This window comes from Nocardia noduli, from assembly GCF_019038455.1.
Classification (GTDB): Bacteria; Actinomycetota; Actinomycetes; order Mycobacteriales; family Mycobacteriaceae; genus Nocardia; species Nocardia noduli.
The window spans coordinates 1-10,717 of sequence record NZ_JAFMPL010000166.1 but is presented as its reverse complement, the minus strand read 5'-3'; the positions used below and the strand labels follow the sequence as shown (position 1 = coordinate 10,717).

The 10,717-nt window shown below is 68.9% G+C and carries 8 protein-coding genes and 1 pseudogene; 3 read left to right on the top strand and 6 right to left on the bottom strand.

Annotation, left to right across the window (positions count from 1 at the left end; all coding sequences use genetic code 11):
- Together JZ792_RS42455 and aroB are read left to right on the top strand one after the other, a co-directional pair.
- Positions 1 to 192: pseudogene (locus JZ792_RS42455) on the top strand (shikimate kinase); the annotation flags it as partial.
- Between the two features lie 1,107 nt (positions 193 to 1,299).
- On the top strand, positions 1,300 to 2,421 hold the full coding sequence (gene aroB, locus JZ792_RS39465) for a 3-dehydroquinate synthase (protein ID WP_216918002.1): 1,122 nt from the start codon (positions 1,300 to 1,302) through the stop codon (positions 2,419 to 2,421).
- 56 nt (positions 2,422 to 2,477) lie between these two features.
- Here the strand turns inward: aroB and JZ792_RS39460 are convergent, their stop codons facing one another.
- The 6 genes from JZ792_RS39460 to JZ792_RS39435 all read right to left on the bottom strand — a co-directional run bounded on the left by JZ792_RS39460 (position 2,478) and on the right by JZ792_RS39435 (position 10,082).
- Complete coding sequence (locus JZ792_RS39460; RefSeq protein ID WP_216918001.1) at positions 2,478 to 2,954, bottom strand: B-4DMT family transporter; 477 nt, start codon at positions 2,952 to 2,954, stop codon at positions 2,478 to 2,480.
- 71 nt (positions 2,955 to 3,025) lie between these two features.
- Positions 3,026 to 3,859, bottom strand: a complete 834-nt coding sequence (locus JZ792_RS39455) for a shikimate dehydrogenase (RefSeq protein ID WP_216918004.1) — start codon at positions 3,857 to 3,859, stop codon at positions 3,026 to 3,028.
- A gap of 25 nt (positions 3,860 to 3,884) precedes the next feature.
- Positions 3,885 to 5,399 carry an endolytic transglycosylase MltG gene (locus JZ792_RS39450; RefSeq protein WP_216918000.1) on the bottom strand — a complete coding sequence of 505 codons (1,515 nt, stop codon included), beginning with the start codon at positions 5,397 to 5,399 and terminating at the stop codon, positions 3,885 to 3,887.
- Positions 5,396 to 5,968, bottom strand: a complete 573-nt coding sequence (gene ruvX, locus JZ792_RS39445; RefSeq protein WP_216917999.1) for a Holliday junction resolvase RuvX — start codon at positions 5,966 to 5,968, stop codon at positions 5,396 to 5,398. The genes JZ792_RS39450 and ruvX overlap by 4 nt, the downstream gene beginning before the upstream one ends.
- The gene (gene alaS / locus JZ792_RS39440; RefSeq protein WP_216917998.1) at positions 5,968 to 8,631 is read right to left on the bottom strand and encodes an alanine--tRNA ligase; all 2,664 of its coding nucleotides are present in this window, start codon (positions 8,629 to 8,631) and stop codon (positions 5,968 to 5,970) included. Before alaS ends, ruvX begins: the two co-directional genes overlap by 1 nt.
- A gap of 92 nt (positions 8,632 to 8,723) precedes the next feature.
- Positions 8,724 to 10,082 (bottom strand): replication-associated recombination protein A, encoded by a 1,359-nt coding sequence (locus JZ792_RS39435; protein ID WP_216917997.1) that lies wholly within the window; start codon positions 10,080 to 10,082, stop codon positions 8,724 to 8,726.
- 203 nt (positions 10,083 to 10,285) lie between these two features.
- On the opposite strand from JZ792_RS39435, the gene JZ792_RS39430 reads away from it, so the two are divergent.
- A partial coding sequence (locus tag JZ792_RS39430) for an alkaline phosphatase D family protein (RefSeq protein WP_438804435.1) occupies positions 10,286 to 10,717 on the top strand: 432 nt, incomplete at its 3' end.

Sequence of the window (10,717 nt, the reverse complement as noted above, 5' to 3'; positions counted from 1 at the left end):
CCGAGGGTTTGCGCCGCACCGGGGCGAGCAACCAGCGCCCACTGCTCAACGGCGCCGACCCCGGCGCGAAGTACCGCAAGCTGATGCGTGAACGCCGCCCCCTCTACCGCGAGGTGGCGACCGTCCGGGTGCGCACCGACGGACGCAGTCCGGGCCGGGTCGTCCGCATGATCCTGGACAAACTCGGCATGGACTCCGTCGCGCCGAGTGCCGATCCCGAGCCGGATACCGCCGTCGAAGCCGCGCCCGCTCCGACCGGTAGGCGGTCGCGCACCCGCCGTCGAGCCCGTGCCCGGGCCGCGGCCAAGCACAATTCCACCGAAACCACCGAGCCGACGCCCGATCGCACCGGCGATCCCGCCCCGAGGCAGCGCTCACGGCGCGCCCGGGGTCGTCGCACCCCGAACAACGGCACGAGCGGCGAATCCGCCACCCATACGGCGAACAACCGCGCGGACAAGCGCCGTGCGACCGCCGGTAACCCCGACACCGTGCTCGGTGCCGAGCAGATCGGCAGGACGGGCAATACCTCACGCGGTAACGCGCAGCTCGACCGAATAGACGGTGCCACCCACGGTGACACGCGGACCGGCCGAAAGAGCGACGCGGCGCACGGCGGCGCGCAGACCGGCCAAAAGGGCGACGCAGCGCACGGCAAGACCCGAACCCGTCGATATGACGACGCCACACGCGGAGATACCCGGGTCGGCCCGAAGGGCGACGCGGCGCATGACGGCACGCGGGCCGGACTGCACCATGACGCCGACTACGGCGATGCGCAGACCAGCCGGACCGCACTGCGCGACGCGACGGAGGCGGGCGTCGGCAGACATTCCGGTCCGTCACCCGACGGGATCGCCGACGCCGGGTCCTCAGGGACGACCAGGCGTCGACCGCGTCGAGCGCAGCGCGCGGCGGGCGCTCCGAGCACGGTAGCGGGCACGGACGGTGCGGAGCCTCCCGACTCGGGGTCCGCACGCCGGGTCACCTCCCGCCGCACCGCCGGTGCCGTGCCCGATACCGGCGCGCTCACCGAATCGGACGGCCGGGATCGCGCGGCAGATGCCGAACCGGCCACCGGAGAGCGTCAGTCCGGGCGTTCACGTCGCAGGCGCGCACCGCGCGGTCGCGGCCGGGCCGAGAAACAGTCGGCGGGCACAGAATCGGAACAGCGCACATGAGCACCGCGGATCGACGCGCGATCGGGCATACGTGCCCGTGTCCGTGGTCGGCCGTACGAGCGGGCCGGATCCACGACCGCGCAGCGCGACATTTCGTAACGAGAGAATCGGAGCATTCGTGACAGAGCCGAGGCGTATCCAGGTCGAGACCGCCGACCCGTATCCGGTCATCATCGGGCGCGGACTGCTCGGTGAACTCGTCGAATCGGTGACGGGTGCGACCACGGGGGTCCGCACGGTCGCGATCTTCCATCAGCCGCCGCTCGCCGAGACGGCCGAAGTGGTGCGCAAGGCGTTGGCCGACACCGGGATCGACGCGCATCGGGTGGAGATCCCGGACGCGGAGGCCGGTAAGGAACTGGCCGTCGCGGGTTTCTGCTGGGAAGTCCTCGGCCGGATCGGCCTGACCCGCAACGATGTCGTGGTCAGCCTGGGCGGCGGCGCGGCGACCGATCTCTCCGGTTTCGTCGCCGCCACCTGGATGCGCGGCGTGCGGATCGTGCACGTGCCGACCACCCTGCTGGCGATGGTCGACGCCGCGGTCGGCGGCAAGACCGGTATCAATACCGAGGCCGGTAAGAACCTGGTCGGCAGTTTCCACGAACCGGCCGCCGTACTCGTCGATCTGGCGACACTGGAGACGGTGCCGCGCAACGAGATCGTCGCGGGTATGGCCGAGATCATCAAGGCCGGATTCATCGCGGACCCGGTCATCCTGGATCTGGTCGAACGCGATCCCGAGGCCGCGCTGGATCCGACCGGCGAGGTGCTGCCCGAACTGATCCGCAGGGCGATCCAGGTCAAGGCCGATGTCGTCGCCGCCGATCTCAAGGAAGCGAGCCTGCGCGAGATCCTCAACTACGGGCACACACTCGCGCACGCCATCGAACGACGCGAGCGCTACCGCTGGCGTCACGGTGCGGCGGTGTCGGTCGGGCTGGTCTTCGCCGCCGAACTGGGCAGGCTGGCCGGACGACTCGACGACGCCACCGCCGATCGGCATCGTGCGGTGCTGACCGCCGTCGGGCTGCCCGTCTCCTACGACGCCGACGCGCTGCCCCAGTTGCTCGACGCGATGCAGACCGACAAGAAGACCCGCTCGGGCGTCCTGCGTTTCGTCGTCCTCGACGGCCTCGCGAAACCGGGCCGTTTGGAGGGTCCCGACCCGACCCTGCTGGCGGCGGCCTATTCGGCCATCGCCCGCGAGGAGAGTCCCAGCGGCGGCGCGGTCCTGCTCTAGCGCTCACATGCGACGAGGGCGCACTCCACGTGGAGTGCGCCCTCGTCGTCTCCGCGTCAGTGCGCGGACGACACCGGGTGTCGCTCGGATTCGGCACTCACCGATTTCTCCGCCGCGCGTCCGGTGACCATCCGGCCGATCCCGACGCCGATCAGCGCGGGGATGAAGATCAGCAGGATGATGAAGGAAGCGCCCGCTGTCACTTCGAAGAGCAGTCCGTTGTCGCTGAGGTCCATCTTCGGGAAGAAGTCCACGATCCAGGAGACGAGACCGCTGCCGACACCGCCCGCGACCGCCGCCTTCAACCATCGGATGGTCAGGTCGGAACCGCGTTCGGGGTCCGGGTTGTCGAGACGATCGGCGCGGCCGTCGAGCACACCCCATGCCACGATGACGGCGAGCAGTACGACCAGGCACAAGATCCGCATCGAACTCCCGTGCGTCGGCCAGTACACCATCCCGAACCCGAGCCCGATACGCAGGCCGACGACCAGCACACCGAGCGCGAAAGCCCGCAGAACCCAAGCAGTCATATCGACTACCTTAACGCCCGGCTCGCCGCAACAGAACTAGAACAGGTATCAGAAATGCGGCCGGGACGGGATCATTCCTCCATCGCCGAGGCCATCTCGGCGCGCGGCGCGGGGCACCCGGTGAACTGCTCGACCTGGCCGTAGGCCTGATGCAGCAGCATCCGCAACCCGCTGACCACCGTATGACCGGCCCTGGCCACGGCCACCGCGAGCGGCGTCGGCCACGGATCGTAGATCGCGTCGAGTACCACGGGTGCGTGCGCCACCGACGCCGCGATGACCGCGGCCGCCTCCGACGGAATGGTGCTGACCACCGCACCGGCCTCGGCGCACACCGACTCCACGGACTGCGCGTCGAATCCGGCCACCGCGACCGCCATACCGAGGCGTTCGGCCAATTCCACGGCACCGCGCGCCCGTCCGGCGTCGCGGGCGAAGACCGTCACCGATTTCGCGCCGAGCGCCGACAGTCCGAGCAGCGCCGGACGCGCGGTACCGCCCGCGCCGAGCACCGCCGCGCTGTCGAGCGCGGTGACACCGCCCTCGCGCAGCGCGCCGACCACGCCGTCCACGTCGGTGCAGTCGGCACGCCAGCCGCCCGCCGTGTGGACCAGGGTGTTGGCGGAGCCGACCAGTTCGGCACGCTCGGTGCGCTCGTTCGCGTACGCGAGGGCCGCTTCCTTACCCGGCATGGTGACCGACAGCCCCACCCATTCCGGACCGAGACCGTCGACGAGACCGGGCAACCGCTCGGCCGAACATTCGATCCGCTCGTAGGTCCACGGCAGCCCGAGCGCGTGATAGGCCGCCAGGTGCAGCTGCGGAGAGCGCGAATGCGCGATGGGCTTGCCGAGTACCGCGGCCTTGCGGGCGGCGGCACCGTCGACCGCGGCCCCGTTCGCCACGGTGCCGTTCACCGCCGCACCGCGTTCATCGGCCACTGTCGAGGATTCCGCTGTCCTCGGCCTTCTCGATATTGCGTAGGTGTTCCGAATAGCTCTGAGTGAACAATGTGGTGCCCTTCATGTCGATGGTCACGAAGTACAGCCACGGTCCCGGCTCGGGATTCTCCATGGCGCGCAGAGCGTTCAACGACGGTGCGGCGATCGGGGTGGCGGGCAGCCCGGCCATCGCGTAAGTGTTCCACGGCGTGCGGGTGGCACGGTCGCTGTCGGTGGTGGCGACCTCGGTCTGATCCAACGCGTAGTTGACGGTGGAATCGAACTCCAGCTGCTGTCCTACCTCGAGCCGGTTCATGATGACCCGCGCCACCTTGGGCATATCCTGCGGCAGCGCCTCGCGTTCGACGAGCGACGCCGCGATCAGCGTCTCGTAGGGCGACAGCTTGGTGGTCGCCCCGGATTGGAGCAGGCCGGTCGACTCGTAACTCGTGGCGCTCGCGCTGACCAGCTGTTTCAGGATCTGCTGCGGCGACGCGCTCGGATCGAAGTCCCACGTGCCCGCCGCGATCAGGCCCTCGAGCTGCCTGGCGCGATCCGGGACCGCCTTCACTCTGGCCTGCGCCCAACTAGGCACGCCGAGCGCGCCCAGATCGGCATCGGCCCCCGCGGCGGCGAGCTGCTCGTAGGTGACACATTTCTTCGCGGTGACGGTGCCGATACAGCTGGCGGCGGCGATCTTGGTGTAGATCCCCTCCTTGCGCGCCCCGGTGTTCACATCGTGCTGATCGTGCAGCAGCCTGCCCTCGGACACGACGACATTGCCGACCCGCGAGTTCTTGCCGAGCAGCGCCGTCACGGCGTCCAGGGCTGGCACCTGACTGGGGAGGGCGTAGAAACCCGGCTGCACCGCGTTCATCCCCGAATTGCGCACCGCCGCTTCGTAGAACGCGCCGCTGCTCTTGACGACGTCCTTGTCGACCATCGACGAGGCGATTTCCTTGGCGGTATCGCCCGGATGGACCTGAACCACCACCAGCGGACCGCCCGGTCCGGCGTAATCCTCCGGAATCGCCACCGACCTGGCGAATTTCATACTCGCGAAGCCGACCGCGCCGATGAGCACCACGATGAAGAATCCCGCGACCAGCCACAGGGTCCTACGGCGTTTCTTACGTTCCTCGGCCTTGCGCGCCGCCACCCGCGAGCGCTTTCCCCGCTGGGAGCGCTTCGGCGGGGGACGCCGCCCCGGACGGCCGCGTTCCGGGGGTTCCTGCCTGCCGACCCGGGGGCCGCGTGCTCGCGGCGGCGGCGTCGGTTCGGGCTCCTCGTCCTCGAGGTCGTCGTACAACGGCGGGTCGTCGTACAACGGCTCGTCGTCGGTGTACCGAGGGATGACGTTGGTGTCGTCCTCGTAGTCGTCCCAATCGTCGGGCTCGTCCTGGGAAGTGCCCTGCCCGGCCCAGGCTCGGTCGTCTCGCTGATAACGCCGCTCGGCCTCGCGCTGTTTATAGCGTTCCTCGGCCCGCGCCCACCGATCCGTCATGCATCGTCTCCGAACGACGCGTCACCCATCGACGCCTCTTCGACCGACTTCAACACCGCACTCCGTTCGTCCAACCATCCTTGCAGGATCGACACGGCCGCTGCCTGATCGATCACCTGCCGCTGGCCACGCGCGCGAACTCCACTGTCCCGCAATGCACGTGCAGCTGACACGGTAGTCAAACGTTCGTCGGAAAGCCTGATCGGCACGGGATCAATTTCCATTCGCAAACGTTCCGCGAACGCGATCGCGAGGTCGGCCGCGGTTCCCTTCTCCCCGCGCAGGGTCCTCGGCAGGCCGACGACGACCTCCACCGCCTCGTATTCCCGCACAATGTGGGCAATTCTCTGGATATCCGCGGCGGGACCACCGGCTCGGGATTTTTTCGCCCGAGCCACGGTCTCGACCGGCGTGGCAAGAATACCGTCGGGATCACTCGAGGCGACCCCGATTCGGACGCTGCCGACATCGATCGCGATACGTCTGCCCCGGCCCGGATCGGACGCCGAATCGGGCCGGTCCGCGGCGCGCGAGCGGCCCGACGGGTCGGAACTCTCCGAATCGCCCATCAACCGGCCAGTTCGACCACCCGGGCACGGACAGCGGCCAAGCCGGCCGTGATTCCCGAGGGATCCGAGCCCGCGCCCTGTGCCATCTCGGGCTTGCCGCCACCGCGGCCCGCGATACTCGGTCCGAAACTCGCCACCAGATCGCCCGCCTTGAAGCCCAGTCCCTGCGCGCCCTTGTTCACCGTCACCACGAACGGCACCTTGCCGTCGGTGTTGCCGAGCAGCACGACGACCGCCGGTTCGCTGCCGAATCGACCGCGGATATCGGTGGCCAGCGTCCGCAGATCGCCGGCCTGCACCCCTTCGGGGGCCGCGACGGCGACCAGCAACACCGCGCCGACACGCTCGGCTCGGTCAACGAAGGCTCCCGCCGAGGACAGCACGGCGGCCATCTTGGTCCGCTCGAGTTCCTTCTCCGCCACCTTCAGGCGCTCCACCAACTGCTCGACGCGCGCGGGCACCTCGTCGGAGGGCACCTTGAGCGAGGACGCGACACCGGCGAGCAGCGCGCGTTCCTTGGCCAGGTACTTGTAGGAATCCAGACCGACGAACGCCTCGACGCGACGGATCCCAGACCCGACCGAGGATTCGCCGAGCACGGTGATGGGCCCGATCTGCGAGGAATGCCGCACGTGCGTGCCGCCGCACAGTTCCATGGAGAACGGGCCGCCGATCTCGACCACGCGAACCTCGTCGCCGTAGTTCTCGCCGAACAGCGCGAGCGCGCCCATCTGCTTGGCTTTGGGCAGGTCGGTGACGAAGGTGTTGACCGGGAAATTCGAGCTGACGGCGTCGTTGGACACCGCTTCGATATCGGCCTTCTGCTGTTCGGAGAGCTGGCCCTGCCAGTTGAAGTCGAAGCGCAGGTAGCCGGGTTTGTTCAGCGAACCGGCCTGCACGGCGTTCGGGCCGAGCACCTGCCGCAGGGCCGCGTGCACCATGTGGGTGCCCGAATGGCCCTGGGTCGCGCCGCTGCGCCACGCCGGATCGGCCTGGGCGAGCACGACGTCACCCTCGGTGATCTGCCCCTGCTCCACCGTCGACTTGTGCACCCACAACTTCTTGGCGATCTTCTGCACGTCGTTGACGCGCAGTTTGATCCCGGCGGCGGTGATGGTGCCGCGATCGGCGATCTGACCGCCGGATTCGGCGTAGAGCGGGCTGCGATCGAGGATCACCTCGACGTCCTGCCCGACCGTGGCGACCGGAACCCGCACCCCGTCGGCGATGAGCGCGAGCACGTGGGCCTCGGAGGTGAGTTCGTCGAATCCGGTGAACTCGGTCGGGCCGCGGTCGACGAGATCCTTGTAGACGGTCAGGTCAGCGTGCGCGTGCTTGCGGGACCTGGCGTCTTCCTTGGCGCGCGTGCGCTGCTCGGCCATGAGCGAGCGGAAACCGTCCTCGTCCACGGCGAGTCCGGCCTCGGCGGCCATCTCCAGGGTGAGGTCGATCGGGAACCCGTAGGTGTCGTGCAGGGTGAAGGCTTCCGAACCGGGGATCGTCTTGCCACCCTTGGCCTTCACCGCGGACGCGGTGTTGTCGAACAGGGTGGAGCCGGTGTTCAGCGTCTTGAGGAACGCCGTCTCCTCACCCACCGCCACGGTCTCGATGCGCCGGAAATCGGTAGCCAGCTCCGGATACGACGGCGCCATCAGGTCGGTGACGACCTTCATGAAATCGGCCATCACCGGCTTCTCGGCGCCGAGCAGCCGGGCCGAACGCACGATGCGGCGCAGCAGCCGGCGCAGCACGTAGCCGCGGCCGTCGTTGCCCGGGTTGACGCCGTCCGCGATCAACATCGCGGCGGTGCGCGCGTGGTCGGCGATGACGCGGAACCGCACGTCGTCCTCGTGCTGGACACCGTAGGAGCGTCCGGTCAGTTCCTCGGCCTTGTCGATGATCGGGCGGCAGAGATCCGTCTCGTAGACGTTCTCCACGCCCTGGAGCAGGAAGGCGACGCGCTCGACGCCCATGCCGGTGTCGATGTTCTGCTTCGGCAGCGGGCCGAGGATCTCGAAATCGTCCTTGCCGATCCCCTGACCTCGCTCGTTCTGCATGAACACGAGGTTCCAGATCTCGAGGTAGCGATCCTCGTCGGCCTCGGGACCGCCCTCGACACCGAATTCCGGGCCGCGGTCGAAGTAGATCTCCGAACACGGACCGCACGGACCCGGGATGCCCATCGACCAGTAGTTGTCGGCCATGCCGCGGCGCTGGATGCGCTCGGACGGCACACCCATCTCCAGCCACATGCGTTCGGCCTCGTCGTCGTCGAGGTAGACGGTGACCCAGAGACGTTCGGCGTCGAAGCCGTAACCGCCGTCCTCGACGCTACCGGTCAGCAGCGACCAGGCCAGTGCAATGGCCTCGCGCTTGAAGTAGTCGCCGAAGGAGAAGTTGCCCGCCATCTGGAAGAAGGTGTTGTGGCGGGTGGTGATGCCGACGTTCTCGATGTCGAGGGTGCGCACGCATTTCTGCACGCTGGTCGCGGTCGCGTACGGCGGGGTTTGCTGACCGAGGAAATACGGCACGAACTGCACCATGCCCGCGTTGACGAACAGCAGGTTGGGGTCGGCCAGGATCAAGGACGCGCTGGGCACCTCGGTGTGGCCGGCACGGACGAAATGGTCCAGGAATCGCCGTCGGATCTCGTGGGTCTGCACAGATATCCAGCCTACCGGTGCCGCGCACGTGGTTTTTCATCGCCCGCCGCTCACACCGGCCGCCCCCGGGCGGGATACGGGCGGCGCGACGACTACCGGCCGCGAACGATGCGGCGCAACTTCTGCACGCGCGGGCCGATCTCACGCTCGTGCCCGTGGTCGGTCGGGGTGTAGTAATCCGCGCCGACCAATTCGTCGGGCGGATACTGCTGGGTCAGCACGCCGTCCGGATCGTCGTGCGGATATTTGTAGCCCTGCGCGTTGCCGAGCGCGGCGGCCCCGGAGTAGTGACCGTCACGCAGGTGGGCCGGAACCGAGCCAGCCCTGCCCGCCGCGATATCGGCCATGGCCGCGCCGAGCGCGGCGGGTACCGCGCCCGATTTCGGGGCGGTGGCGAGATGGATCGTGGCGTGGGTCAGCGTGAGCTGCGCCTCCGGCATCCCGATCAGCTGCACGACCTGAGCCGCCGCGACGGCGGTCTGCAAGGCGGTGGGATCGGCCATGCCGATGTCCTCGCTGGCCGAGATCACCAGGCGACGGGCGACGAAACGCGGGTCCTCGCCCGCGCCGAGCATCCGCGCGAGGTAATGCAACGCCGCGTCGACGTCCGAACCGCGAATCGATTTGATGAACGCGCTCACCACGTCGTAGTGCTGGTCGCCCGCGCGGTCGTAGCGCACGGCGGCCTTGTCGACGCTCGCCTCGACCAAGGTCACGTCGACGGTCCCGTCGAGCGAGGATTCGGCGGAGGCTTCCAGCGCGGTCAGTGCGCGGCGCGCGTCGCCGCCCGCGATCCGGACGAGGTGATCGAGCGCGGGTTCGGTGACGGTGTAGGAGTCGCCGAAACCACGCGGATCGGTGATCGCGCGTCGCAGCACCGACCGGATATCGGCGTCGGTCAGCGAATGCAGTTGCAGGACGAGCGAACGCGACAGCAGCGGCGACACCACCGAGAACGACGGATTCTCCGTGGTCGCGCCGACCAGCAGCACGATCCGGTTCTCCACCGCCGCCAACAGCGCGTCCTGCTGGGTCTTCGAGAACCGGTGCACCTCGTCGATGAACAGCACGGTGGACTCGCCCGCCGTGAGCCGACGGCGGGCCAGATCGATGACCGCGCGCACTTCCTTGACCCCGGCCGACAATGCCGACAGTGCCTCGAATCGACGGCCGGTGGCCTGCGAGATCAACGAGGCGAGGGTGGTCTTCCCGGTGCCGGGCGGACCGTAGAGCAGCACCGATGCCGCACCGGAACCTTCGATGAGCCGTCGCAGCGGTGAGCCTGGACCGAGCAGATGCTGTTGGCCGACCACCTCGTCGAGCGACGCCGGACGCATACGCACCGCCAGCGGCGCCGCGCTGCCCGGTCCTCGGAAATCCACGCCCGCCCCGCCCGGCACATCCGACTCGGGAACCGCGTGCCCGGGCACGTCGAAGAGCCCGTCGCTCATACGCGCGCCTCGCCCCGGCGCGCATCCGACGCTCGGCGGCACCCGAATCGCTCGCTCATGCATTCGACCGTACCGCCCGGGTACGACACCGGATCGAGTCGCCCGCGCCGACGCGACCGACCGTCCTCGACCGGTCCGAGCAGGTGGCCGGGACGGGTCATTCGACTTGCCTCCCGCTCGCCGATCGACTGTGATCGGTACCCGTGGCCGAAAACGATGCCGTTTCAGACCCGTCTCTCCTCGGATCCCTCGCTCGACGCACCGTGCTGAAAGGCGGGGCGGCGGCAGCGACGGTGCTACTCGCGACCAGCACGGCGCGGGCCGCCACCCCGGTCTTCGCCCACGGGGTCGCGTCGGGCGACCCGCTGCCGACCGGCGTGATCATCTGGACCCGCGTCACCGTCTCCCCCGACGCGACCCCGGGTTCCGGGACGGGCGCACCCGCGACGGTCGGCTGGGAAGTCGCGGAGGATGCCGCCTTCACCCGGCCGGTGGCATCCGGAAGTGCCACGGCTACTTCGGATTCCGATCACACCGTGAAGGTCGACGTCACCGGTCTCGCACCCGGCGGCGTCTACCACTACCGTTTCACCACATTCGGCGAGTCCTCCCCCGTCGGCCGCACCCGCACCGCC

Excerpts from the sequence above, each read along its gene's own strand:
- JZ792_RS39450 (WP_216918000.1), bottom strand. The coding sequence starts at position 5,399 with ATGACGGATCGGTGGGCGCGGGCCGAGGAACGCTATAAACAGCGCGAG.
- ruvX (WP_216917999.1), bottom strand. The coding sequence starts at position 5,968 with ATGGGCGATTCGGAGAGTTCCGACCCGTCGGGCCGCTCGCGCGCCGCG.
- JZ792_RS39460 (WP_216918001.1), bottom strand. The coding sequence starts at position 2,954 with ATGACTGCTTGGGTTCTGCGGGCTTTCGCGCTCGGTGTGCTGGTCGTC.
- JZ792_RS39435 (WP_216917997.1), bottom strand. The coding sequence starts at position 10,082 with ATGAGCGACGGGCTCTTCGACGTGCCCGGGCACGCGGTTCCCGAGTCG.